The 25,705-nt window shown below is 40.9% G+C and carries 19 protein-coding genes; 11 read left to right on the plus strand and 8 right to left on the minus strand.

From position 1 onward, the window contains the following. Positions 1–116 precede the first annotated feature (116 nt). The 5 genes from eno (at position 117) to BROSI_RS01710 (ending at position 6,676) form a co-directional block, all read left to right on the plus strand. Positions 117–1,403: a phosphopyruvate hydratase gene (eno, locus tag BROSI_RS01690; RefSeq protein WP_052561776.1), complete on the plus strand. Its 1,287-nt coding sequence runs from the start codon at positions 117–119 to the stop codon at positions 1,401–1,403. Continuing rightward, positions 1,385–1,957 carry an FtsB family cell division protein gene (locus tag BROSI_RS01695; RefSeq protein WP_052561778.1) on the plus strand — a complete coding sequence of 191 codons (573 nt, stop codon included), beginning with the start codon at positions 1,385–1,387 and terminating at the stop codon, positions 1,955–1,957. Before eno ends, BROSI_RS01695 begins: the two co-directional genes overlap by 19 nt. Then, the gene (locus tag BROSI_RS01700; RefSeq protein ID WP_052561780.1) at positions 1,923–3,179 is read left to right on the plus strand and encodes a glutamate-5-semialdehyde dehydrogenase; all 1,257 of its coding nucleotides are present in this window, start codon (positions 1,923–1,925) and stop codon (positions 3,177–3,179) included. Before BROSI_RS01695 ends, BROSI_RS01700 begins: the two co-directional genes overlap by 35 nt. Positions 3,180–3,410: 231 nt before the next feature. Next, the gene (locus BROSI_RS01705; RefSeq protein ID WP_052561782.1) at positions 3,411–4,442 is read left to right on the plus strand and encodes an aldo/keto reductase; all 1,032 of its coding nucleotides are present in this window, start codon (positions 3,411–3,413) and stop codon (positions 4,440–4,442) included. Positions 4,443–4,612: 170 nt separating this feature from the next. After that, complete coding sequence (locus BROSI_RS01710; RefSeq protein ID WP_162183213.1) at positions 4,613–6,676, plus strand: response regulator; 2,064 nt, start codon at positions 4,613–4,615, stop codon at positions 6,674–6,676. A gap of 134 nt (positions 6,677–6,810) precedes the next feature. On the opposite strand, the gene BROSI_RS01715 is transcribed toward BROSI_RS01710, so the two are convergent. The 5 genes from BROSI_RS01715 to BROSI_RS01735 all read right to left on the minus strand — a co-directional run bounded on the left by BROSI_RS01715 (position 6,811) and on the right by BROSI_RS01735 (position 15,809). After that, complete coding sequence (locus BROSI_RS01715; protein ID WP_052561785.1) at positions 6,811–9,384, minus strand: ATP-binding protein; 2,574 nt, start codon at positions 9,382–9,384, stop codon at positions 6,811–6,813. A gap of 11 nt (positions 9,385–9,395) precedes the next feature. Continuing rightward, positions 9,396–10,637, minus strand: a complete 1,242-nt coding sequence (locus BROSI_RS01720) for a beta-ketoacyl-[acyl-carrier-protein] synthase family protein (protein ID WP_052561787.1) — start codon at positions 10,635–10,637, stop codon at positions 9,396–9,398. Between the two features lie 17 nt (positions 10,638–10,654). After that, positions 10,655–12,460 carry a B12-binding domain-containing radical SAM protein gene (locus tag BROSI_RS01725; protein WP_052561789.1) on the minus strand — a complete coding sequence of 602 codons (1,806 nt, stop codon included), beginning with the start codon at positions 12,458–12,460 and terminating at the stop codon, positions 10,655–10,657. Positions 12,461–12,690: 230 nt separating this feature from the next. After that, positions 12,691–14,067 carry a sigma-54-dependent transcriptional regulator gene (locus BROSI_RS01730; protein WP_052561791.1) on the minus strand — a complete coding sequence of 459 codons (1,377 nt, stop codon included), beginning with the start codon at positions 14,065–14,067 and terminating at the stop codon, positions 12,691–12,693. A 287-nt stretch (positions 14,068–14,354) separates the two neighbouring features. Beyond that, positions 14,355–15,809: a response regulator gene (locus tag BROSI_RS01735; protein WP_052561793.1), complete on the minus strand. Its 1,455-nt coding sequence runs from the start codon at positions 15,807–15,809 to the stop codon at positions 14,355–14,357. 585 nt (positions 15,810–16,394) lie between these two features. Here BROSI_RS01735 and BROSI_RS01745 point away from each other — a divergent pair. After that, positions 16,395–17,420, plus strand: a complete 1,026-nt coding sequence (locus BROSI_RS01745; RefSeq protein ID WP_052561796.1) for a response regulator — start codon at positions 16,395–16,397, stop codon at positions 17,418–17,420. Between the two features lie 65 nt (positions 17,421–17,485). Then, on the plus strand, positions 17,486–18,751 hold the full coding sequence (locus BROSI_RS01750) for an OmpP1/FadL family transporter (protein WP_052561798.1): 1,266 nt from the start codon (positions 17,486–17,488) through the stop codon (positions 18,749–18,751). On the opposite strand, the gene BROSI_RS01755 is transcribed toward BROSI_RS01750, so the two are convergent. Further along, positions 18,739–19,995, minus strand: a complete 1,257-nt coding sequence (locus tag BROSI_RS01755; RefSeq protein ID WP_052561801.1) for a competence/damage-inducible protein A — start codon at positions 19,993–19,995, stop codon at positions 18,739–18,741. The two genes, BROSI_RS01750 and BROSI_RS01755, sit on opposite strands and share 13 nt — an antisense overlap. Positions 19,996–20,048: 53 nt before the next feature. Beyond that, on the minus strand, positions 20,049–21,983 hold the full coding sequence (gene uvrC / locus BROSI_RS01760) for an excinuclease ABC subunit UvrC (protein ID WP_082058960.1): 1,935 nt from the start codon (positions 21,981–21,983) through the stop codon (positions 20,049–20,051). A 5-nt stretch (positions 21,984–21,988) separates the two neighbouring features. On the opposite strand from uvrC, the gene murQ reads away from it, so the two are divergent. Then, a complete protein-coding gene (gene murQ / locus BROSI_RS01765; protein WP_052561804.1) occupies positions 21,989–22,888 on the plus strand; it encodes an N-acetylmuramic acid 6-phosphate etherase in 900 nt (299 codons plus the stop codon). A 779-nt stretch (positions 22,889–23,667) separates the two neighbouring features. Here murQ and BROSI_RS21205 read toward each other — a convergent pair. Continuing rightward, on the minus strand, positions 23,668–23,907 hold the full coding sequence (locus BROSI_RS21205; RefSeq protein ID WP_082058962.1) for a PEGA domain-containing protein: 240 nt from the start codon (positions 23,905–23,907) through the stop codon (positions 23,668–23,670). Between the two features lie 6 nt (positions 23,908–23,913). Here BROSI_RS21205 and BROSI_RS21210 point away from each other — a divergent pair, with 6 nt between their 5' ends. The 3 genes from BROSI_RS21210 (at position 23,914) to BROSI_RS01785 (ending at position 25,670) form a co-directional block, all read left to right on the plus strand. Continuing rightward, positions 23,914–24,186 (plus strand): transposase, encoded by a 273-nt coding sequence (locus tag BROSI_RS21210; protein ID WP_420886057.1) that lies wholly within the window; start codon positions 23,914–23,916, stop codon positions 24,184–24,186. 240 nt (positions 24,187–24,426) lie between these two features. After that, positions 24,427–24,660 carry a hypothetical protein gene (locus BROSI_RS01780; RefSeq protein WP_052561810.1) on the plus strand — a complete coding sequence of 78 codons (234 nt, stop codon included), beginning with the start codon at positions 24,427–24,429 and terminating at the stop codon, positions 24,658–24,660. A gap of 266 nt (positions 24,661–24,926) precedes the next feature. Next, positions 24,927–25,670: a class I SAM-dependent methyltransferase gene (locus BROSI_RS01785; protein ID WP_052565582.1), complete on the plus strand. Its 744-nt coding sequence runs from the start codon at positions 24,927–24,929 to the stop codon at positions 25,668–25,670. Positions 25,671–25,705 lie beyond the last annotated feature (35 nt).

The following is a 25,705-nucleotide window of genomic DNA, read 5'->3' on the forward strand; positions in this document are numbered from 1 at the left end:
GTTTTTTCAAGAATCTGTTTGACAAGTTCCTGGAAATTTACTATAAAACTGATACTTTTTACTGTTTATAACCTACCTAGTATCATAAACATACATTAATATACCAGGAGCAGCCAGTGACTACCATATGTTGTATCAAATCACGAGAAATTTTGGATTCCAGGGGAAATCCTACCGTAGAAGTAGACGTGATCTTGCAGGACGGAACAATGGGTCGCGCCGATGTTCCATCCGGCGCATCCACGGGAAAGCGGGAGGCGCTGGAACTTCGGGATGGCGACAAGCCGTCACGCTATATGGGTAAAGGTGTGCAGACTGCCGTTAAAAACGTAAATGAAATTATTGCACACAAGCTTGAGGGAATGGATGCTACCAGACAGGTCGAGATTGACAACCTTTTGCTCTCTTTAGATGGAACAAAAAACAAGGAGAAACTGGGCGCTAATGCTCTTTTGGGTGTTTCTTTAGCTGTGGCCAAGGCAGCAGCAAACGCCCTGTGTCTTCCACTCTACCGATACATTGGCGGAACGAATGCCAAGGTACTGCCTGTGCCCATGATGAATATTTTAAATGGCGGTAAGCATGCAGATAACAATCTGGATATCCAGGAGTTTATGATCATGCCCATCCATGCGGACAGCTTTGCAGAGGCGTTACGCATGGGCGCCGAGGTCTTTCACAACCTCCGTTCTGTATTGAAGTCAAAAGGATACAACACCAACGTGGGTGACGAAGGTGGCTTTGCCCCAAACCTCAAAACCAACGAAGAGGCCTTTGACCTGATTCTTGAAGCAATTAAAAAAGCCGGTTATACGGCAGGTAAGGATATCTACCTGGCGCTGGACCCAGCCGCCAGTGAGTTTTATAAGGATGGTAAATATGTGTTACGGGCAGAAGGTGGCGCAAAAAAGACCAGTGACGAGATGATCGACCTCTTTGCGAAATTTTCAGGTAAATACCCTGTCTGCAGTATAGAAGACGGCCTTGCAGAAGAAGACTGGGATGGTTGGAAAAGATTAACGGAAAAATTGGGAGACAAAATCCAGCTTGTTGGTGATGATATCTTTGTAACGAACGCAGAAATCCTGACAAAGGGGATTGAACAAAAAGTAGGGAATTCCATCCTGATCAAGGTCAACCAGATCGGTACCCTCACCGAGACCCTCAATGCCATAGAACTGGCAAAAATGAATGGATATTCCACCGTTATTTCACACCGTTCAGGGGAAACAGAGGATACGACTATTGCCGACATTGCCGTGGCAACGAATGCAGGTCAAATTAAAACAGGTTCTCTCTGCAGAACCGATCGGATATGTAAATACAATCAACTCTTACGTATTGAAGAAGATCTCTCGGACAATGCAATTTACGGAGGCAAATTATGCAAAATGTCAACGTAGACGTCCATGGCAGCAATAATTATCACATACCTTCTCCTGGCTTATTGGCATTACCTCCCGGTAAACCCGAGAGGGAAAAATTATTTGGGAAAGATTCGTATTGGGGTAAATTTGTCGTGATGGTGTCTATAACGTCCTGCGTGGTAATTTTGTTTTCCTCGATAATCAGCAAGACCAGACAAGAGAGAATCCATATGCTGGAAATAAAAAAGGTGCTTGAGAAACAGGCATCGCAGCTTGAGGCTGTGAATTTGGAGCTAGAAAAGGAATATTCCGCCCTGAAGAGCGACCCTGTCCGCATCGAAAAAGAAGCGCGGGAGCTCCTGGGATACACCGGGAAAGATGAGGTTTTTTATGAAAAATATCGTTTCCGTATTAAAAGCACCGATAAGAAGGAACCCTTAAAAACAGCCGCGCAAAATCGATGGATAACGTTTCTCTTTGATGGGCCATTTCCGTGGCAGTTTCCAGCCTTTATTATTCTTGTTACCGCTGCCTGTTATTTAATTTCATACCACTATGAATATAGAAAACTACATCGATCAAATTGCTAAAAATGCAAAATCGGCATCACGCGTTATTGCCTCTGCCAGCACTGTTACAAAAAATGCAGCACTGAACAATATTGCTGATGGCATTATCTCTTCTGCTGCCACACTCATAACCGAGAATGAAAAAGACCTTATGGCTGCGCAAAAGGCAGGACTTTCCGGAGCCATTCTCGACAGACTTCGTCTTACCGAAGGCCGAATCAAGGGTATGGCCGAAGGGGTCAGGCAGATTGTGAATCTTGCCGACCCTGTCGGTGAACTCATACAGGGAAACACCCGCCCAAATGGTCTGCAAATTCAAAAAATACGCGTACCCATTGGCGTCGTCGTTATTATTTATGAATCCAGGCCCAACGTGACTGCCGATGCGGCGGCATTATGTCTGAAGGCAGGTAATGCGGTCATCCTGCGTGGCGGGAAGGAGTCTATCCACTCAAACATTGCTATTTACAGGATACTTACATCCGCACTGGAAAAGGCCGGTTTGGACAAACGATGCATTCAGCTCGTGGAGGTTATCGAACGTGAGGCTATTGACTATTTACTCAAAGCGGACCAATATGTGGACGTCGTTATTCCCAGAGGCGGCGAAGCCCTTATTCGCACGGTAGTGGAAAAATCCACCATCCCTGTCATCAAACATTACAAAGGGGTCTGCCATACCTATGTGGATGAATTTGCAAATCTCAAAATGGCAGAGGAGATTTGCCTTAATGCAAAGGTGCAACGCCCTGCCACCTGTAATGCCATGGAAACCATGCTGGTACACGAAAAGATCGCGCCAATACTTTTGCCGGGTATAGCAAAAAAATTGCAGGATGCCGGAGTAGAAATCCGGGGCTGTAACCAGACATGCAGCATTTTAGACAATATAAAACAAGCTACTGAAGACGATTATTACAATGAATATCTTGACCTGATCCTTAATGTAAAAGTCGTACATACAATAGATGATGCTATTACTCACATAACTAAATATGGGTCGAACCATTCCGATGCAATTGTCACAGACAATTTCAACAATGCCATGAAATTTACCAGAGAGGTGGATTCTGCGGCTGTGTACGTCAATGCCTCTACGCGTTTTACTGACGGCTACGAATTTGGCATGGGCGCAGAGATTGGCATTAGCACCGACAAACTTCACGCCCGGGGGCCCATGGGTCTTGAAGAACTCACGTCATATAAATTCGTAGTCTTTGGGAATGGGCAGTTGAGGAAGTAATATAATCAAAGCCATCTTTTTTTGAAAATTTTTACTGATTTCCTTATAATTGATCTTTTCATATCATGTACCCATGATAACAATATTTTTTTACCCCTTCAGGGTTTGCCTATGTTCCATTCTATTTCCAGGGGGCTTTACCTCCCTGCTTTATACTGGCGGCCTTTTCAGGCCTAAAGAGAGATAATCAAAAAATTAGATTTCAGGAAAAATCAATGAGAATCGTCAAAAATGACACTGAAGAAAAATAACTTTACCAATCGCAGGAATTTTCTTAAAGGTACTTTCACCGTTGCCCTGGGTCTGAGTTTTACAAAGAATTTGCATCATGATTTTCCTGTAGATCTGGTTTCTTTTACAACAACAGAGGATAAAGACGAAGGTGTGCCTAAACGTCGTCTGGGTAAAACAGACAAGATGGTTTCCATCCTCTGTGCAGGAGGTTACCATATTGGTCGAATGCAGGACGAACGTTACGCCATCCGGATGATTCATGCCGCCCTTGATGAAGGGGTTAATTTTTTCGATTCGGCCTGGAGTTACAATAAGGGTGACAGTGAGAGACGTCTTGGAAAGGCGTTAAAAGACCGGCGAAACGAGGCATTTATCATGACCAAGAGTCGTGGACGGGACAAGACCGTAGCAATGAATGAATTGCACGAGAGCCTCAAACGATTACAAACCGAGTACCTCGATTTGTGGCAGTTCCATGATGTGCAAACGATGGAGGATGTAGATACCCTTTTTAGGGAAAAGGGGGCCATTGAGACGGCCCTTCAGGCTAAGCAAGAAGGAAAGATCCTGCATGTGGGGTTTACCGGGCATCGGAGCCCGACAGCGCTCGTAAAAATCATCCAAAAGTACCACCACCTTATTGAAACAGTACAGATACCCGTGAATCTTGTGGACCCACATTATTTGAGTTTTATTTTGCAAGTCGTTCCGGAGGCTGTGAAATACGATATTGGAATTCTCGCAATGAAAACTGTCGCAAATGGTGTGCTCCTGGAAGATAACGTGGCTTCGGTAAAAGAGTGTTTATACTTTGCCTGGAGTCAGCCCATCAGTAGTTTAGTTTCAGGTATGGATAGTATTGAACAATTGAAAGAGAATGTAACTTTTGCACGCCAGTTCAAGAATCTTTCGGAAAAAGACCAGTCTGAACTGCTCGCCCGAACGGGGCCTTTTGGCGGAATCAAGAGAGAGTTTTACAAACATCCCTCTGATACCTGGCGCATTTATCCCACCCGGCCGCTGCATTAGGAACTAATGCAAAAATTAAAGATGAAAATTCCTATGCAATCAAGCTAAATCTTGTTAGTACCATCAAATCCAATCCCCCAGTTTCTCCTTATCATTCACGTAAATTTGTGGTAAAATTTTTAAAGTTGTAAAGAATAATCGAAACTCTCATTGCATAGAAGATGTTTATCATGGAAGAACACATTCTGCCTATTGGGGAGCCAAGCCTCAGCGAACAGGAGCGTCAGACCCGTAAGAATTTTTTAGATTTTTCTGAGCGGGACGTAACTTTGCTCAAAGAATTAAAAGGGCTCATTCATCAACATGCCGATGACATAATAAATAAGTTTTATACTCACCTTCTCCGATTTAAAGAAACGAAAAACTTTTTATCCGACGAAGAAACGGTTAAGAAGGTCAAGCGCACTCAAAAGGAATACCTCCTTATGCTTACCGAGGGAAATTATGACGAAAAATACTTTGGGCATCGGTTAAATGTTGGGAAGACTCACGATCGCATAGATCTGCATCCTAATTGGTATATTGGGGCATATTGCCTATATCATCGACTTCTTTACCCGCTTATTATTGAAACATACAAAAATCAAGCCGATAAGATAGTGGACTATATCCTGGTTCTGGATAAGATCATGAATTTAGATATGCAACTGGCCATGGATGCTTATATCCATAATTATCATGCTGCGCTTGAAGAGAAGGTGAGACTTGCCGAGATACAAAACAAGAAGATCGAGGCTGCCAACAAGGCCAAGAGCGAATTTCTCGCTAATATGTCACATGAACTTCGTACTCCATTAAATGCAATTATCGGTTTTTCGGAAGTGCTTCGGGATAAGCTGTGCGGCGATTTGAATGAGGAACAAATGGAATTTGTTACGGACATTCACAGCAGCGGTCAGCATCTCCTGCAAATGATTAACGATATTCTGGATCTTTCTAAGGTGGAATCAGGAAGATTAGAATTAAGATACGAAGGGTTCGAGGTTCGTAAGGCTATAGATGCCGTCCTGATAACATTAAAAGGTCTTGCCAGCAAGAAGTCGTTAACCATTGAAAAAATCCATCACAATTCCATTGATTGTATCTTCGCAGACCTTATCAAGTTTAAACAAATTCTCTATAACCTCCTTTCCAATGCGATCAAGTTTACCCCTGAACACGGAAAGATTATTATTTACACGGCAGCGATGAAGACAGAAAAAGATTTCATTGAAGTTAAAGTTACCGATACAGGTATTGGGATAGCCACCGAGGATTACCCGAAAATATTTGTGGAGTTTTCACAGGTTGACAGCTCTTATTCGCGTAAATATGAAGGAACAGGACTGGGTCTTGCCCTCACGAAGAAATTAGTTGAGATGCACGGAGGCAAGATCGGATTTGAGAGTAAGGTTGGAATCGGTAGCACCTTTTATTTTACCATGCCCGCAAAACCATCTGTACGTGTGAAAACGGAAAAAGAGGATGTCCTTTTCCCTGAAAAACCGTCAGGTTACGAAACAGTTCTGGTGGTAGAAGACGACCCAAAGACCAGTGAATTGCTCTGCGTTTTTTTAAACAAATCCGGATATAAAACAATTACTGCTTTTGATGGTGAAGAGGCGCTTCAAAAAGCCAGGATATTTAAACCTTTTGCTATTACCCTGGACGTAATGCTCCCCAAAAAAGACGGATGGGAGGTGTTAAAAGAGCTTAAAGAAGACAATGACGTTAAAGATATCCCTGTCCTTGTTCTATCAATTGTCGATGACAAGGATATTGGTTTTGGGCTTGGCGCGGCAGATTACCTCTGTAAACCAGTTAGCAGAAGTGAACTATTATCCAAACTTACTTCGTATAAATTACCCCCCGTTGTTAATAACTCGCATACCAGGGTTTTGATTGTTGATGACGAACAGAAATCAGTCGAATTGCTCAGCGCCCTTTTGATTTCGGAAGGATATGAGGTTCTGGAGGCTTATGGGGGAAAAGAAGGAATCAACAAGGCGTTTCAATATAAGCCGGATTTAATCTTCCTGGACCTAATGATGCCTGAAGTTAGTGGATTTGATGTGGTTGACAAGTTAAAAACTTCTCCAGAGACCAATACCATTCCCATTATTGTGATTACAGCGATGGATTTGACACCGGAGGATAAGGAAAAACTGAACCACTGTGTTTCACTGGTGATGAAGAAGGGAACGTATTCTAAAGAACGATTCCTGAGTGACATAGCCACTTTGAGGAAACATTGATGGTTAAAAATACGTTGGTCACTCATTCTCAGAAGATATTTGCAAATGGTGCCGGGCAAGGAGCAGCTGATTTTCGTAAAATTGGCTATGGCAAACCATGTCCACCGGGTGGCATGTACAGATATTATTTCAAGCTATAGAATTAAATGCGTATCTATGGCTTTTGGTCTTGAGTTAATGATACTATCGGCACCCATGTTATTCAATGGCAGGCCAATATAAAAATCTGTTCCAACTCCTTCCTTGCTTTCTACGTAGATGCCGCCCTCATGATCCTTGATAATTCTGTACACAACGGCAAGACCGAGTCCGGTACCCTTATCTTTATTGGAAAAGAAAGGTTCAAAGATATAGGGAATCTTTTCAGCGGGAATACCCGCACCATTGTCGGAGATTTTTACAACAAAATACTGCTTATTCAGGTTGTTTGAGAGAGGTGGGGCAAACGAGAAGAATATGCTGCCAGGTTGTTCTTTTGCCATACTTTTGAACTCCGAAAGATTATCAACCAAACGAGTGCTTACCGTAATATGTCCATTGTCTGGCAACGCATCAAAACTGTTTTGTAAAATGTTTATAAGTACCTGCTTTACCTTATCTTCATCTGCAATAAGTTGGCATCTTCTCCCTTCCAGCATCGTTGTTATTTTAATATCTTTCTTTGCGGCATCATTCTTTAAGAAGTTTATGGTATCCATTATCACACAATGGGGATCTATGTGTTGTATGACAAGTTTGGAAGGTTTTGCCAGATTCAACATCTCTTCGATAATTCTGTTAATCCTTCCTATTTCTTTTAAAGCAATTTCCCGAAAATTAGTGTGGAATTCCGGATCGTCTTTCTTGTAGGGAAGCAGTTGAAAATAGGTGTTTATGGCCACAAGGGGATTTTTTATTTCATGGGCAATATTAGAAGCGAGGGAACCAAGATGGGCAAGTCGGTCGGCATGTTGCTTTTCCACCTGAAGTAATTTTAGTTCAGTTTGGTCTGTCAGAATCATCAATGCCCCAAGCTTCTCTCCTGATTCAGTTTTGAGCTGTGTTATGGTTACACTGCATGGAACCCTGGCATTATTACCTCTTTCAATAAAAGTTTCAATATCAATATGGTCTTTGCCATTCTTAAGGGTATGTTTCAGCAATTTGTAAGTCTCTTTGTCAAAAACATCAAATATCATTTTACTCGAATTTACACTTTCCAATCCGAGGATACTCTTTGCCTCCTTATTACTGAGGGTAACCTCCTCATGATTATTTATCGTAATAACCCCACACTTTAAACTCTGAAGGATATTATCCCTATAGGTCTTGGCTTCTTCCAAGCCAGAGTAAAGGCGAGCATTATTAGCTGCCATAGCCAGTTGGCCAGAAAAGGCGAGAAACATCTGGATATCTTCCTGGGTAAATACCTTCTTATTAACCTTTTTACCCAAAAGAATTATGCCAAAGAGGTCTTTTCCATGAAGAATAGGGATACAACTATCCACATCCATTGATACCAGTGTTTCTTCTAACAGACGATCAAGCTTGCCATGCGTAAAGCGATTTAATTGTTCTCTTGAAAGAACAGTTTTATTGTGGCAAAGCCAGGTGACGACAGCGGTATCGCCGGGAAGGAATAAACCATCTTCGGATGAAAAATTTATAGCAGCCTTTAAACTGTACTGTTTGGTATTTTCATCCTTTGTCAATATACCGATCTTCTCGATACCCACGGAATCATATAAATATTGGATTGCAAAACGCAAAAGTCTATTTAAATCATGGATAGAAGAAAACATTACCGTTGAGTTACTGAGTATCTTGGGGTAACTATACTTGGTATGGAATAGACGATTCTCGATAAAATGTTGAATCGATTCCCGGGTTGGCACAAAGATGAAGACAATTATTATGATAGAAATTACATTACTAACGGTCTCTGTATACTTTGATACAGGAAGTATGCTACTCATAACAAGTCCAACAGTAAAATAGATTATGCTGAGGACAATAGAGAGGATGGCGTAAACAGTACTTTTCTTGATTACTACACTAATATCCATAAGATGATACTTTACAATAGCGTAAGCCACAGCTATCGGAATGGGAACGGACACCAGTGGCACAAACATCTCAACTTGCCATATACCAAATACTGGCAAAAGAAAATTTGTGATAATTCCCAGAAACACAGATACTGCTACTCCGAAGTATACGTATTGGATCTGCAATCTCTTTATCCCGTAGAAGCGTCTGCTTTTTCCATAAAGTATATATAACGAATATGCCATACAGACAATAAAGTGAAACCAAAATATTGGGAATAATGGACTGTATTTGGCCTGAGGGAATTGTCTTACAAATGATACAGACTCAACAATATGGGAAGACGAAAATGCCAGAAGGGTGCTTATAATGAAAAAAGATATACTTAAGTATCGTTCAATAGGCCTTTCCGTTCGATCAGGAAAGACAGATGAAAATGAGAAAAAGGTAGGTGGAATAAAAACAGCTGCGCAAAAAACCAGCTTCAGTCTGAAAGTAGCTAATGTTGTATCTGTTGTCTGGAGCAAAAAAAAAATAAAAAATATCCACACAGACACAACATGTGCAAAGATACAAAATCTCTTGTTAATAACGTTCGCTGGATTTCTTAAGAGTACAAAGACCCCAATGCCGGCAATCAAAAGAAATATAAAAATGAATATTACCTGGCTTGCAATCATATCCAGTATTTCTAAGAATATCTCCTGAGTACGAGAACGGCATGCGTTCCACCCACGCTATGGCTATTTATCAGCGCTGTTTCCAGGGAGAAACGCCTGGCATGGTGTGAAACATAATCAAGATCACAGAGAGGATCTGGCACATCAAGGTTAATTGTAGGGGTAACAAATCCGTTCTTTAAACAAAGGCTCGTTGCAACCACCTGAAAACCACCGCCGGCAGCGTAAGCCTGCCCAGTCATGGACTTAATTGAACTTATTGGAATTTTATATGCATGGTCCTTGAAGAAAGTTTTAAAGGCATTGGTTTCTGCCACGTCATAACTAGGAATAGCATTCCCATGAGCACAGATATAGTCTACCTCTTCCCTTCTCATTTTGCCGGAGGTCAGCGCCTGTTCCAATGCAGTGACTAATCCCCGTCCACTTGTGTCAACCCGAAGGACGTCTTGTCCCTCGGATGCTGAGGCGTAGGATACGATTTCAGCATATATGTCTGCGCCTCTATTCAGGGCATGATTCAATTCCTCAATCACTATTGCTGCTCCACCTTCACTAAGTACCATACCATCACGATCCTTATCATATGGCCTCGATGCCTTTTCCGGTTCCTCATTTCTTTTTGAAAGAATTCCCAGGGCACAGAAGGTGGACATGGCGAAGGGAAAGATGGGTGCATCCGAACTCGCCACGACAGCTACATCTACCTCTCCCCGCTTTACTGCTTTATAGCCCCAGTTCACGACTTCAAGTCCAGTTGAGCATCCTGATGACAATGTTGAATTTGTGCCGGTAATTTTCAGTTCGGAACATATATAACCCGTTGTTATATGGGGTGTAAACTCAGGGGCGGTAAAACGACCAACCGCCTTTGGGCCAGACTCTAAAAATTTTTTGTGCTGGCCTTCATATATATCATTTTCGGCTCCTATCGTTGTTCCGAAACATACGCCGCATCTGTCTCTATTCTCCCGGCTTAGGTCAATCTCAGAATCTGCCACCGCCATCTTTGATGCCGCAACGCCAAAATGGGTAAATCTTCCGCTTCTTTTAACCAATTTTGAGTCGAAGTAATCACAAGGGTCAAAGTCTTTTACTTCACCTGCAATTTGGGTACTGAAGGGAGAAGGATCAAAGGATGAGATTTTTTTTATACCAGATCGCCCGTTGATTAACGCATCCCAGTACGCATCTTTCCCATTGCCATTGGGGGCCAATATCCCTAAGCCAGTGATAACAACACGCCTTGTCATTATGGAACTTTTCCCCTCTAAGAAATTTCCTTGTTTGTTGAAGAGAAATTTTTCTCTGCCAGTACACGGCTGTGTGTGTTTATTTTCTGATAGACATCATTAAGGAAGCTATAGTCCGTTGTTAAGAGAGATAAGTCACTTCTCATCTTGAATTCCTCTAAACCTCTCTGACCGAAGAATCCTGCACTCCTCGCTGCGAGGCAATGTTCATCTGAGACGTTCACTACGTAACCCATTTCTCTGACCTTTTTCTCCATAAGTCCGGACATTTTTAGCATATCCACGAACTTTATTTCATGTAAGGAGATACTCAGCTCGGGCCACATGCTTGGGTCCTTCGTCAGTTCATACTCATAACGGAGGACAGTCTGGAAATAATCGTCAGGCAGATCAAATCCGAATTTTTCCGGTTCTTTTTGCCATACAGTACCAGGAAGAGGCGCTGCCGGAGTTACAAGGACTGAATCAGGTTTGTAATCTTCATTTTTTAACTTTTGAAGTAAATACAGATTTTCTTCTAAAATTTGTTCATGAGTTATAGCGCTACCCGAAGGTATTGGGCAAGGATAAATAAAACTTACACCTACGTCAAGATGTTTTTTTTGATTGTAGGATGCCTGTTTTAGTGCTTTAACGGTAAAATATACATCCTCCACAGAATTACCCTTGTCCATAATCTTTGAAAGGATATCGTTGTTCGCTGTTTCAACGCCGAGGAAGACAGCCTTAAGGCCGGAGCGTATGATTTTTTCATAAGCGCCAATCAGCTCTGCCATCCGTTCCTTTGCCCTGTTTTCTGCCCGGACGAACATTGAATACTCAATATGCAGGCCTTCAGTCAATAAAGCCTCAGCGATCCGGCTGCTGAGAGAAACGGGTGTTGTTGACCCTGCAAATCTGAAGAGTCCAATGCCCATTTCCATGATAGTTTCTTTAATCTCCTGAATGGTTATGCTGATATCTCTGGTCTGGTATTTTCCGGTAATATTTGGATGCGTACAAAAATTGCATTTCCCATAATAGCAACCAGACGATTCATTTATTACTGCAATATTTACTTTTCCATCATCCTTCTCATAGAGCGGGAAAGGTTTTGAGTTCAAAGAAAGCCTTTTAATGGGTGTTTCTTTTACCTCGCCGCTGTTGTTTTTATAAATCACATTAAAAATTTTACCTGCTTCTGCAAGATCAGTGATTCTTTTTATAACATCAGATTTAGATCCTCCCTGGGAATATATTTCTTTTACAATATTCATAATCTGTACAAGGGTTACTTCACCCTCAACATCGATGCAAAACTCAAAAGGGCTGTTTTCCAATGTATGTGTCTTAAATTGATTAACCTGGGGACCCCCGGCAATTACCAAGGTGTTTGGACTCAGTGCCCTGACCCTTTGCGCAAGCTTCTCTGAGTATGCAAATCTATCGCCAAGCCAGGTCTTGATCCCAAGCACTTTTATTCGGTTCTCGCATATCTTCTGAGCCAGACCATTAATATATTTCTCCATTTTTTCTTTGATAGCACTCATAAGATTATTCTGAAGCAGATCCCATTCCTGCCTTAAAGATACACAATCTTCCCTCTTTTTTGCGTCAAAGACGTTCACAGCAAGTTCCGATAGTCTGGGTATAAGATCGTTTTTTGTAAATGTAGCGTAAAATTCGATTCTTGCCGGATCTTCAACAATAATGTTAAAACCCGCATCCTTACATGCCCTGGCGAGTACTCCAATACCGTTTTCCTTAAAGCAGTCACTGACGGAATAGGCCTTTCCCATGAATGAATTCCATAACATAAGGTCTACACTGTCCGAACCACTCATAAAAGCCCCCTGAAATGAATCGTTTATTTAATAGTTTAAGTTCTAGAAATAAACTCTCTTGTATTGGAAATAATTATATGAACTCAAAACATTGGTGCTTCCCGGACACCACAGAAAATACTTCGTGTTCGGTTACCTTATCCTTCAATGCATTATACTGTTCAAAGGATATTTCTTGCTGTCATCTTTATCCCGAAACTGTTTATAAAACTCATTTTTTCATAAACAATCTAATTCCCGGAATCACTAATTCCATACTTTTGCATCTTATAATTAATAATGCGCCGCGTAGTGCCCAGGAGTTTGGCAGCTTTTGATTTTACACCACCGGATTTTTGAAGCGCCTGTTCAATGAGATGCTTTTCAACTCTCCCCACTTCATCTTCCAGGGAAATTCTCCAATTTATATTTGGTTTCACTCTTTGAAGATTACCAGAAATACCCGTGATTTCCGAAGGCAGATATTCAGGGAGAAGGGTAGTCTCGTTGCCATAGAGAGCGATAGTCCTCTCCATTATATTTTTTAATTCCCTTACGTTTCCAGGCCAATGATATTTCGATAATGCATCCATAGCTTCTTTAGAAATAAATTCTGTTTTTGCGTGACACTCTTTTCGAAAGATGTTAAAGAAGTGTTCTACCAATTGCGGAATGTCTTCTATTCTCTCGCGAAGGGGCGGCAGATAAATAGGAACGACGTTGATACGATAATACAAATCTTCCCGGAAGCGTCCGTCCTTAATCATTGCCTCTAAATCTTTATTCGTTGCGGCAATTATTCGTACATCCGTCTTTATAACAGAATGACTGCCTACACGAGAAAACTCTTTTTCCTGTAAAATACGCAAAAGTTTTGCTTGCAAAGGAAGGTTTATCTCGCTAATTTCATCAAGAAATATGGTGCCACCTTCGGCTATTTCAAATTTTCCCAATCTCCTTTCATAAGCGCCGGTAAACGACCCCTTTTCATGACCAAAGAGTTCGGTCTCCAACAAGTCGCCTGCCAGATTTGGACAACTTACAACTATAAACGGATTCTCCCGCCGGTTGCTGTCAAAATGGATCGCACGAGCCACTAATTCCTTGCCCGTTCCGCTTTCTCCCCGTAAAAGAACTGTAGAATCCACCCTTGACACCCTGGAGACTACCTCAATTATATACTCCATCATTCGACTGTGCCCGTGGATTAACCTGTCTATAGAGTGGTATCTAAATTCCGAGCGGAGATAACGAACCTCCCGCGTTAAACTTTTAAACTCCAATGCCTTTTCAATCGTTATCTTGATTTCCTCAATTTCAAATGGTTTCACAATATAATCTAAAGCGCCTAGTTTCACAGCTTCAACGATCGACTTGACGTCATTTACCGCTGTTAACACCACGACACCTGTCTCTTGACAAGATGGTTGCAATCTCCTTAGCAGTTCTATCCCATCCATTTCATGCATCTTCAAATCAAGCAACACGAGATCTACACGTTCTTTATCCAGTATCTTTAAGGCTTCTTTTCCACTATTCGTACCGATAACCTTATAATTATCTTTTAAGATAAGCCTCAGAGACTCAACAACACTGGTTTCATCGTCAACTAACAATATGGTTTTCATAGCAAATTCTTAGTAATCGGTATGATACGAAAATTACGACCTCTCCCCCTTTATCGTGGCATCATAATTCTGCGTATTGTTCGATTATTATCTGAATTATTGAAAAAACCAACACCAAAATTATATCCTTTTTTTAACACAGATGAAAGTGGGATATTTTGTATTCTTCCTGAAGATCTACCACATCCCGGACTAATCGTTCTGTAATACTTACTATGAATCATCAAAGTTATTGCTCTTCCCGTATTATGGGCAAAAATATTCCGCAAGCTTTTTTCCCCCAGTAATCAGGCTGGCTGTGTGACAAGCTCACTACTTAACACATGAGAAATATCAGATGAGAATGTTCTGGTTTCTAAATCCTTTATTTTTGTTTCCAGTTTCTCAACCTTACTTAAGCTCGATTGCAATTTCTTAATCTCACTCATATCTGAAAATATGATAATCGCCCCTAATTCACCCTCGCTATCTAATAAAGAAGTGCTCACTGCATAGACAGAACGGGTAATGGGGTGCTCAATCTCAGTGGCCTCATAAGTTTTTTTGTCTTTCAGAGTTCTCAGAATAATGTTAGCAAATAGTGAGCCAATATGCTTGACATCCTTTCCTATTACATCATCCGGAGAAATTTTGAGCATCTTTGCAGCACTTTTGTTAAAAGTATTAATCTTGCCGTTATTGTTTATGGCGATTACACCGCAAGGAATATTTTCTAAGATATTCTCATTTCGAATTTTCCTGAGATTTACCTCCCGGTAAAGAAATGCATTCTCCACTGCCATACCTATATATCCTGCCAGCATGGATAACAATTCAATATCCTCATCAAAGAACGCTTTCCCTGTAATCTTGTTCCCCAAAGCGATTACACAACTAAGACTCCCGTGAGCAAAGACAGGAACGCACAGTTGCGATTGTAAAAGTTCTATTTCCCTCTGCATGTTTATCGCCTCACGCATAGCTAATTTATTCGCCGAAACTTCCCTATCGATAACTTCCTTATTTAATATCTGATGATTTTTAGCCAACCACAGCGTAGTCCCTTGATTAATATCGAAGCACACATTTTTAGCAGCTACCTCATCTAGTCCCTGGCAACGGTAGAGTCGGCTCAGCCCCTCCTTTTTATATATCAGCATAAAGCCTACCCTGCCCACCCCGAATATCTCTGCCATTGCCTCAACTGTCATATCAGCAAGTTTCCCAAGATCATGAACACGCGTTAATACCTTCGAGAACTTCTGGAAGACTTCCTTGTAGGTAAGATGCATGTCGCTGGTACTTGTTTGCTTATTATAGGTCATTTCGGATAACCCATTCTCTTTCCTCACTGGCATTAAATTTTTTATTTGAGACTGAAGAAAACCCAACTCTCTTCTTATTTCGTGCTTTTCCAAGGCTCTCTGTGAAACATGCTGTATTTCCTCTTTTCGAAGAGGTTTTTCAAGAAGTTCGTACGCGCCTATTCTCAGTGCTTCTTCAGCTAGCATCGGCTGCGATTCAGGGACTAACACAACAATTGGCGGATCAATATTTGTTTGTCTCAGTTTCTCCAAGAATTTGTTTGTTCCATCATCATTTAATAAAATATCTAAAAAAATTACATCAATATCTCTTCCGAGGCATATTTGTAACGCTTCTTCAGGTGTCTTGGCAATATAAACGATATTAACCCCATTTAAAGACTTTTTAAATAAACTACACACCGAACTATCATTTGAGACCACCAAAAAAGAGTGCATATCAATCTCCTTCAATAATTGGTAAAAAGTCTTTTAAGTCACGGTAATTCTATTTGAACAATTATGAGCAAAGAGCAACTTTAGTACCAACCATAAAATATTTTATATATCAATAGAAAGTTCTTTTAAATTGAACACTTACTACCATCAAACAATCAGAAAGAGGATTTGTATTTAAAGTCTTGATGTGAAATAGTGTACATTTTCACGGCAGATTTTGTTGAAATTTTTTCTTTTTTAGATATCTTTTAACAAAATTAGCCATTTATTTTTTTCACCAATTTCCTGTACAATGCTCTTGCAACTATTGCAAATAAGCTAAAATAATCATTTTTGTCAAATTCATACCTTAAGTAAGGCAAAAACCCTTAGAAAGCGAACAAATATGAACTCAATTATGCAAAATTGTTCCTTAAAAAGAAAGAATAAACAATATTGTAAAGTTGCATACGAGCAGCAGCTTATTTACAGATTTACTAAAATAGTCATTAGTGTCGATAATCTCATATGTTGCAGTTTTTCGTTGAATTATTCCGGCAGATTTGGTACAAAAAATGTCATGCTTGGATCTGAGGAGATTACGAAATGGAACAGAAAATGAAACCAGCAAACATACTTGTGATTGATGATGACCTTGGCGTCAGGGAATCATTAAAAATGATTTTGAAAGAAAAGTATTCCATTTCTGCCACATCAAACATTGAAGAAGCCCTTAACAGCCTGAACAACATAAAGCCGGAAATGATTTTCCTTGACATAAAAATGCCAAGGGCAAACGGTCTGGATTTTTTGAAGCAGATGCGTTCTGCAAATTCTACAATTCCAATAATCATGATCACGGCATTTCCTTCTACCCAAACCACGATTACAGCCTTGCGAAACGGCGCCTTTGATTACATAATCAAACCCTTTCAGCCTTCAGAAATCCTAGCAGTAACGGAAAAGGCCTTAAACCATCACCTTGAATTGTCGGAGAAAGACAGGTTGGTGGAGAATCTGAGAACAGCTGTTCAACAAAATTTTTTTTCAACCGCAGAAGCCCTCTTGCTCGCCATAGATGCCAAAGACTCCTATACAGCAGGCCACTCCAAAAGGGTGTCTCAGCTGTTTGCCCTTGTGTCTGAAGAACTGGGAATTAATAAATCGCGAATTGAAGTGTTGCGATACGGGGCATTCCTTCATGATATAGGGAAGATAGGGGTTGGTGATGTTGTGCTGGCGAAACCGAGCTTCCTTACAAATGATGAATTCGTTATCATGAAGCGCCATTCGGAGATAGGTTATAAAATTCTTGAGCCTATAGATTTTCTAAAAGAATGCTTGCCAATAGTACGCCACCATCATGAATGGTATAACGGCAATGGCTACCCTGACGGCCTGAAAGGACCTGAAATTCCCTTTGAAGCTAGCATTCTCTCTATAGTAGATGCTTATGATGCGCTAACTACCGACAGACATTATCATAAAAAATATTCCCATCAGAAGGCATGTGAAATTATTCGGGAAGGGATATGCATTCAATTTGTACCTGATTTAACTGAAAAAATTCTCACCATCATCGACAGATACCGCGAATTATGTTCGAGGAATGAAGATGGAGAAAAATCATAAATCTCTTTTCATCTCTGTATACAAAATATATACCAAACACGAGCATCCATTTATTAGGAGATAACATGAAGCAACTTGCTTTCGTTTGTGCCATTTTCCTTTTGTTCTCCTTCAGGTCTACCTGCGTCACTGCACAGATTGCTTCGGGATTCCATAATCCTGTCTTTGGCGCTAGAGCGCTTGCACAGGGAAACGCTTTTGTTGCCCGCGCTGACGATGCATCTGCAATCGCATTTAATCCAGCAGGGCTAACACAGTTAGAAAGACCGCAGATTTCTTTGGGTTCTTGCTTTGTCCTCCCTTCAGTAGAATATCACGGCGATGGTATCAGCGAGAATATGGATACAGACGTAAATATTATACCAAATTTATTCTTTGCAAGTCCCATCCTAGGAAATAAATTAGCCGCTGGTTTGGGCATAACAATCCCTTACGGACTCCAGGGTGAATGGGACGATGATGGGTTTTCACGGTATGTAATAACGGATTTCGATTTGACCATCATTAACATCAACCCTACCATTACATTTAAACCCTTCTCTTTTCTTTCAATTGGCGCTGGACTTGATTACTATTATGCCGATTCCAACCAGGAAAGTCGCATACCCCCTTTAGTAGCAGGCACTCCTGAGGGATTTCGGGATCTTGAAATGAATGGCGATGCCTTTGGATATAATGCCGGAATACTCTGCAATATCAATCCACAACACAGTATTGGTATTTCTTTCCGAAGTAAGGCAGATATAGACTTTGATGGTGAACTGGAACTCAGCGGCTTACCCGCTGCGGTAACCGGCTTCGAGCGTTTCGATTCAGATGCCAGCACAACTGCTGCAATACCGGAGATGCTCTCCCTTGGTTATGCGTACAGACAGGGGAATCTTTGGAGTATAGAAGCCGACGTCCAGTGGACCAACTGGTCACGTTTTGACGTTCTCGGAATTGATCTTGATCCGCCCAATCCCCTCCTTGGGACAGAAATTGAGGATGTGCGGAAATGGCGTGATACCTGGGGCTTTGCGCTGGGCGGGGAGTATAAGTTCTCTGAAGCGCTGAAAGCGAGAGGCGGTTATGCCTTTCATGAGTCCCCCGTTCCAAGTGAAACCTTTGAGCCCTCTGTCCCACAGAGTAGCCGACATGCATTGTTTACAGGACTTGGATATGGTTGGGGAAAAAATGTAAACAAATGGGTAGATCTTGCTTACGGTGTCGTATTTTATGAAAACAGGAAGATAGACAATACAGTCGGAGATGCTTTGGGAGGACCTATAGATGGACGCTACGACCTCATTACCCATCTTATTGCAATAAATTTTAACTACAGATTCTGACAGATATTCAGCAATTTGAGACGTATCATATTTAATGCTGTATTTGCCGAGAAAATTTTAACATCTACCCTGGAACCTTTAAACAAACATTCTTTTACTTCAGAAAAATTATCCCCTGCAATAGCAATATAGACCAAACCCACAGGTTTTCCCGTTGTAGCGCCTGATGGACCTGCAATCCCTGTAATACCGACACCAATATTTGCTGATGCCCTTTTTTTTATCCCTTCAGCCATGGCTTTTGCCACCCCCGGACTCACTGCACCGTGCTTCTTGATAAGCTCCCCGGGGACATTTAATGCGTCAACCTTTGCCCTATTACTATAAGCAACACTGCCTTCCAAAAAATAATCAGAAATCCCCGGGATGTTAGTGAGTTTGTCTGAAACCAGTCCTCCTGTGCAAGATTCAGCGACGGCAATTGTTTTGTTACACTTTTTTAGAAGCATGGCAACTGCATGCTCAAGTGTCTCATCACCAACTCCAAATACTGCATGACCGAGCTTCATCCGAATATCCTGTTCCGCTTTGTCTAATATTTTTGCAGCACTTTCTCTCTTCGGTGCAGCCGCAAGGATATTTATTGTAACAATGCCATCATGGGCTAATGTCATTCCCTTAACTTGCTTCTTGCCTTTGAGATAATTCCTTACTACATCCTCCCCAGACAGTTCGGAAATACCAATGGTATGCAAATTTCTCATCACTGCATATCCTTCGTCCGACTTGTGGCGTGAATCGTACACCTCCAAATACTTATTCAGCATGGAATGCATTTCTCTCGGAACACCTGGTAAACAAACGATTGCTTTGTTATCATACTGAAGGACAAATCCCGTCGCAGTCCCATTTTCATTGCAGATCACAAGGGCGCCTTCGGGAATTAAGGCCTGTTTCTTATATCCATCCAGCATATTCCCGTGATGACTCTCCAGATATTTCTGAATACGAATACAGGCTTCTTTATCAGATATCAGTGGAATGCCGAAAAGTTCTGATACGGCTTCGCGGGTCAGATCATTTGCCGTGGGACCTAATCCTCCAGTTGTTACAATCAGGCTCACCCGATCCCTGGCAATCTTCAGGGCAGATTTCAATAATTCTTTATTATCATTAACGGATGTCTGGAAAAGTATCCGGATTCCTTTTTCAGTTAAACTTTTTGCAATATACTGGGCATTTGTATCCACAATCTGTCCTAATATGATTTCAGTTCCTATGGTGATAATTTCTGCTGTCGTCATAAAACTTCTCTCGTACTCCAGTTAGTCAAAAATGGAAAGAGGTTTATTGGGGTTTATACGTGACAATTTGAGGTCTGAGTAGTAACTGTTTCAGGCCTATGGAAGTAATGAAAGATCTCGTTTGCCTGCCTTGATGGTATTTTACCGATTTCCATCAACTGTTCAAGTGTGGCGTTTCGTATGCCTTCAATGCTGCCGAAACACCGCATGAGTTTCCTTTTGCGTGCAATCCCAATTCCGGAAATCTCATCAAGGGGTGATCTGTAATATTCCTTATCCCGGAGTTTTCTATGATACGTGACAGCAAACCGATGGGCCTCATCTCGTACCTTATCAAGAAATAAAAGTTCCGGGGAAGATGATGCCAGCACGATAGGGTCTGACATGTGCGGTTTAAAGATCTGCTCTCCAATCTTTTCTCCCAGTGTATCGCCTTGATTCCTGCCTTTAGCCAAAGCAATCAAGTCAACATTACCTATCGCCAAATCCTCAAACACCTTCAGGGCTACGCCTAACTGACCCTTGCCTCCATCCACCATAAGCAAATTTGGTAAATCACCTTCTTCCACTGCCCGTTTGTATCTCCTGGTTAGCACCTCGTACATCATTGCATAATCATCGATTTGCCCTACAGTTTTAATCTTAAACCTTTTGTATTTAGATTTATCAGGTTTCCCCAGCTCAAACGTAACCATGGACCCCACCGCCTGTTTACCAAAGATATTAGAGATGTCAAAACACTCTATACGTTCAGGCACATGTCTTAACATCAGACTTTCTTTCAGGGTCTTTAATGTCCTTGTAAAATTTTCATCATGAGTCCGGGATACCTGATAGGCGTTCTCAGCGTTTTTTTGTGCCATTTCAATAAGCCGCATCTTGTCACCGCGCTGAGGATGTATTACCTCCACCCTCTTGCCTTTCTTTTCCGTGAGCCATTCTTCAAGCAACCTCGCATCTGCAGATTCCACAGGGATAATTACCTCAGAGGGTATAAATCGTGTCTGACTGTAAAACTGATTTAAAAAAGACCTGAACACCTCTTCGATAGTAGTATGATTTGTGGGAAAATGGTAGGAAGCTACATCTTCCATATTACCCGATCGGATAAACATGACCTCGAGATACACCTCATCCCTTGCTATATAATAACCAAAAACATCACGATCTACAAAGGTCATGGAATGGATTCTCTGCTTTTCCACCGTTTCTTCAATAGCACGAATCCGATCACGGATCTTTGCCGCCTTTTCATAGCGCAGTGCTTTCGATTCCTCACGCATCTGCTGTTTCAGTATCCCAATAAGATCTTCCTGTTTACCTTTTAAAATCAGGATTACCTGATCCAACAGTCCCTCATATGTAATTTCATCCACAAGGCCGCAACATGGTCCCAGGCATTTATGGATTTGATAATAGAGACAGGGTTTTACCCTTGTTTTAAATACGTTATCCGGACATTTGCGAATGGGAATGGTATCATGAATGTATCGTAGTGTCTCTCTTACAGCCCTGGCGGAAGCGTAAGGGCCAAAATACATTGCACCGTCATCGTCGATCTGTCGTACCACCTTTGGATACGGGAATTTTTTGTTGACTTCGAGTTTAATACTAATAAAGGTCTTATCATCACGGAGATTAATATTAAATTTGGGCTTAAATTGTTTGATCAGATTGTTTTCGAGAATAAGCGCTTCTTTCTCTGTTTCAGTAAGTACAAAGTCAATATCTGCAACACGTCTCACCAGATATTCCGTGTAGAGCCTGTTGTCTGCTTTTTTTTGAAAATAGCTTTTCACCCGGTTTTTCAAATGCTTTGCCTTACCCACATAGATTACCTTGTGTTTGACATCTTTCATGAGGTAGACGCCCGGTGAGGTGGGAAGATTTTTTAATTTGTTTTTCAGGTTCATACGATAATTTATAACACGTATATCTTCTTTTGTAAATATGCTTTGACAATCTTCAGCGGCGATGTTACTATGCATCCGTTATGGAAATGAAAGACCGTTCTCAACTGTTAACCGAACAGCGTAATCCCCGTACGAACAATATTGACTGCAAAACCACTCTGGAAATTATTGATAGTATTAACGCTGAGGATGCGCGGGTTTTTACTGCTGTTCATAGAGAACGCGAATCTATAGCAATGGCGGTTGATCTGATCACTGATGCTTTTGAAGAAGGTGGCCGGCTTATTTATGTCGGCGCCGGAACTAGTGGAAGACTGGGTATACTGGATGCCTCAGAATGCCCCCCTACCTTTGGTACTGAACCTAACATGGTTATGGGAATCATTGCAGGCGGTGAAAAAGCGGTATTCCAATCCATCGAAGGTGCAGAGGACTTTTCTGAGAATGGCGCAAAGGATATTCAACAAAAAGAGGTAAATCACCGGGACGTTGTTGTGGGTATTACTACAGGTGGTACAACTCCCTATGTAATGGGTGCCCTTTTTGAAGCAAAAAAACGCAAGGCCGGGACAATCTTTTTGTGCTGTAATAGAGAAACCACGCCGAGTTTTGACGTTGACATCATCATCCGACCAATCGTAGGGCCAGAGGTTATAACCGGGTCCACCCGTATGAAGGCTGGCACGGCTACCAAGCTCATACTAAACATGTTAACCACCGCAACGATGATCAAGATAGGGAAGGTTTATGAAAATCTTATGGTAGACTTACGCGCCGTGAATGCAAAACTCTCCGATCGTGCCGAACGTATTATTATGGCCGTTACAGGTATCAGCCGGGAAGATGCCAAGAAATTGTTAGTATCTGCCTTTGGCAATGCAAAGGTTGCCATTGTTATGCAAAAACTGGGTCTTGATTATGCAGAAGCAAAAAAAAGACTTGATGGTCAGGGTGGATTTGTAAGAAGGGTTTTGTCGTAATATTCAACACTATGTGGTTGTGTTGTATAAAAATGAAACAACATCATGGGTTTTTATGCGGTTCGTGAGGTTTATGTGTACGAAATTGGATAAAACAAAACAAGAATTTCCGATTTTTATGAACAAGTTACAAAAATATCAAAAATCAAGCCCAACGTTTCCCTTCAAAATGTCAAATTTGTACAAATCATTGATTGTCCTCCTTATGTTTCTCTAAAAATACGTCATGAAATTGCCTCATTTTTTATCTGTAGATGTAATACCTGTCCTTTTTTTGTACAATACCTCTATAAAATGCACCATTTTGTACCTTAATGCCTGGAATTGTTGTTCCCGCCCTAAAGGTCATCGTGAAGTAAATAATGAGGAAATATAGATCATTGGCTATACTGTATTTTGTATAAAAATATAATGTTAATACAAAATATGGCAATGTAAGGTGCTTTCTGTGAAGTGCAGACTGGCTTGTTTCGTTCGTGATAGGTAATTCTCATTTTAGTTGGCATACTTTGTGCTTTTAATACTACCGTGAGTCGGTATTGGAGCACCTAAGAAACCCATAATCCGGCCACGAATTCATATCCTCCTTCTCATCTTCCTTCTTATAGGGATGTCGTCACAAAATGGCGACATCCCTGTAAAAGGGGCGCAATCAATCTCCTGGTTAAATACTAGCATCAAATCATCATCGCATAATGCCTAACAAGATTGACATTTTAACAATTTGTCAGAATGTTTTTGCCCGGTCGAATTCCTCGTTTTTTACTACCATACCTCTGTTATTGTTTTTTCTTTCGCATCACGAGTTCAATTTCTTTTTTCTCTCCTTCTTCAAGTTCAACTTTCTGCCTCGATTTTTTATACCCCTTTTTATTTACGGTAATTTTATGGGTATCCTTCTTAACTATGTGGTAGTAACCAATCATAAGGGCAATATCCCAGAGATTATGAAGGTTAAGGTGTAGCGTGGGAAGTGCGAGAAAAGGATTTGCCGGTTTACAAATGAGTTTCTCAGTCACCTTCCGATGGGGAAGTTTCTTGCAAACAGGGTATATCTTTTGTGCGCACAACTGGACTATAATTTGTCGCTCTGGATACGGGATTTGGTATTGCCAAAACCATACCGAAAGAAGCACATCAAAAGGATACGGCGTTGTATAGAAGTGATTGCCTCCAAGACAATTACGAATGGACGTCAGATACGAATAAAAATATCGACCATGCATCGGTGGTGGAAGGACTTTGTTCATGCGTGGAAAACGATTCCGTCCTTGTATATGGCTACAAGCAGTGGATAAAAAACAGTATCGTATATTCTTTCTGTATTGCATAAAAAGAAGGTGTTTGGTAAGAAGAAAGTGTTTCTTCGCTGTGCGCTTTATTGTTATTAGTGAAGAAAAAAATGACACGTTTTGGGTATGCTCCTGGTACATGAGGTTCTCTTGAACATGCTCTTGAGTTGTTTTAGGCATTGTTTTTGTCATTTTCGCTCACCAAATTCTTATTTTTGCTCGTTGTCGCTGGATTGGGGTATATATATGAAATTACATACTATTCAAGTACATACTTATTCCGGATATAAAGCAGATGAGCGGCCGCTCATGTTTATTTTTGAAGGGAAAATACATAAGATTAAGGGAATATTACACCAAGCCTATGAAGAAATTCCTGGTAAAAGGCGAAGAAGAAGGTACACTATAAAAACAGATGAAAAACTTACCTTTAAGCTGCTCTATGATGAAAATCAAGACCGATGGTTTTTAGAGGAGTAATTTGAAAATATTGGGACATCTCCTATATTTTTCTTGATAATCTCTTTCTGTTAGAGTTGCTTCTTATCACGCCAGAGTGCAGTATTATGGAATATCTCTTTAGAATTGTGTGTAAATAAGACCTATTCAAGCATTTAACTCAGTTGCAAAATGCCATCAGCAATTGAGGCATCGTTATGAAAAATGTTATCAAACGATTTATACTAAGGCCGATTAGAAAGACACTGCGAAGGATTTATTATTTTCCAATAGACACCATCGACTCGTTGTTAGGCCTGCGAGACGAACTAACACCTCCCAGAGAAAAAATTTTCGTTGGTGCCGGTGATTTTAAAAAAATTGGGCAAGAATTTTTCCAGTATTTTATAGAACTTGGTGAACTAAAATCAAATGAAAGGGTACTGGATGTAGGGTGTGGCATTGGCCGAATGGCCGTCCCTTTAACGAACTATTTGGATAAAAGGGGTGCTTATGAAGGATTTGATATAGTTGCTGATGGGATTAACTGGTGCAGAAAAAAGATCACCCCTAAATACCCAAATTTTCATTTTCAATTAGCCGACGTGTTAAACAAAAGTTATAATCCTAAAGGAAAATACAAAGCGTCCGAATACAAATTCCCATACCAGGATGAGTCCTTCGATTTTTTATTTCTCACATCTGTATTTACGCATATGCTTCCACAGGAGGTGGAAAATTACTTCTCTGAGATTGCACGATTATTAAAAAGAAACGGAAGGTGCTTAATCACATTCTTTCTATTAAATATCGAATCGGTAAAACTCATGGACGCAAAGTCAAGTACCTTGTATTTCAAATATGGTATTGAAGGATGCCGCACAACAAATATGAGTAAGCCAGAATCTGCCGTCGCTTATGAGGAAAAATCTATCCGGAGCCTCTATGAAAAATATAAACTAACTATAGTCGAACCAGTTCGTTATGGTTCATGGTGCGGAAGGAAAAATTTTTTAAGTTATCAAGACATTATCATAGCGGTTAAAAAATAAGAAATATGTAGCAATTCTCTTAACACCTGGTAAAT

This window comes from Candidatus Brocadia sinica JPN1, assembly GCF_000949635.1.
GTDB lineage: Bacteria > Planctomycetota > Brocadiia > Brocadiales > Brocadiaceae > Brocadia > Brocadia sinica.

Excerpts from the sequence above, each read along its gene's own strand:
- BROSI_RS01695 (WP_052561778.1), top strand. The coding sequence starts at position 1,385 with ATGCAAAATGTCAACGTAGACGTCCATGGCAGCAATAATTATCACATA.
- BROSI_RS01700 (WP_052561780.1), top strand. The coding sequence starts at position 1,923 with ATGAATATAGAAAACTACATCGATCAAATTGCTAAAAATGCAAAATCG.
- BROSI_RS01705 (WP_052561782.1), top strand. The coding sequence starts at position 3,411 with ATGACACTGAAGAAAAATAACTTTACCAATCGCAGGAATTTTCTTAAA.
- BROSI_RS01710 (WP_162183213.1), top strand. The coding sequence starts at position 4,613 with ATGGAAGAACACATTCTGCCTATTGGGGAGCCAAGCCTCAGCGAACAG.
- BROSI_RS01715 (WP_052561785.1), bottom strand. The coding sequence starts at position 9,384 with ATGATTGCAAGCCAGGTAATATTCATTTTTATATTTCTTTTGATTGCC.
- BROSI_RS01720 (WP_052561787.1), bottom strand. The coding sequence starts at position 10,637 with ATGACAAGGCGTGTTGTTATCACTGGCTTAGGGATATTGGCCCCCAAT.
- BROSI_RS01725 (WP_052561789.1), bottom strand. The coding sequence starts at position 12,460 with ATGAGTGGTTCGGACAGTGTAGACCTTATGTTATGGAATTCATTCATG.
- BROSI_RS01730 (WP_052561791.1), bottom strand. The coding sequence starts at position 14,067 with ATGAAAACCATATTGTTAGTTGACGATGAAACCAGTGTTGTTGAGTCT.
- BROSI_RS01735 (WP_052561793.1), bottom strand. The coding sequence starts at position 15,809 with ATGCACTCTTTTTTGGTGGTCTCAAATGATAGTTCGGTGTGTAGTTTA.
- BROSI_RS01745 (WP_052561796.1), top strand. The coding sequence starts at position 16,395 with ATGGAACAGAAAATGAAACCAGCAAACATACTTGTGATTGATGATGAC.
- BROSI_RS01750 (WP_052561798.1), top strand. The coding sequence starts at position 17,486 with ATGAAGCAACTTGCTTTCGTTTGTGCCATTTTCCTTTTGTTCTCCTTC.
- BROSI_RS01755 (WP_052561801.1), bottom strand. The coding sequence starts at position 19,995 with ATGACGACAGCAGAAATTATCACCATAGGAACTGAAATCATATTAGGA.
- uvrC (WP_082058960.1), bottom strand. The coding sequence starts at position 21,983 with ATGCATAGTAACATCGCCGCTGAAGATTGTCAAAGCATATTTACAAAA.
- murQ (WP_052561804.1), top strand. The coding sequence starts at position 21,989 with ATGGAAATGAAAGACCGTTCTCAACTGTTAACCGAACAGCGTAATCCC.
- BROSI_RS21210 (WP_420886057.1), top strand. The coding sequence starts at position 23,914 with ATGGGGAAGTTTCTTGCAAACAGGGTATATCTTTTGTGCGCACAACTG.
- BROSI_RS01780 (WP_052561810.1), top strand. The coding sequence starts at position 24,427 with ATGAAATTACATACTATTCAAGTACATACTTATTCCGGATATAAAGCA.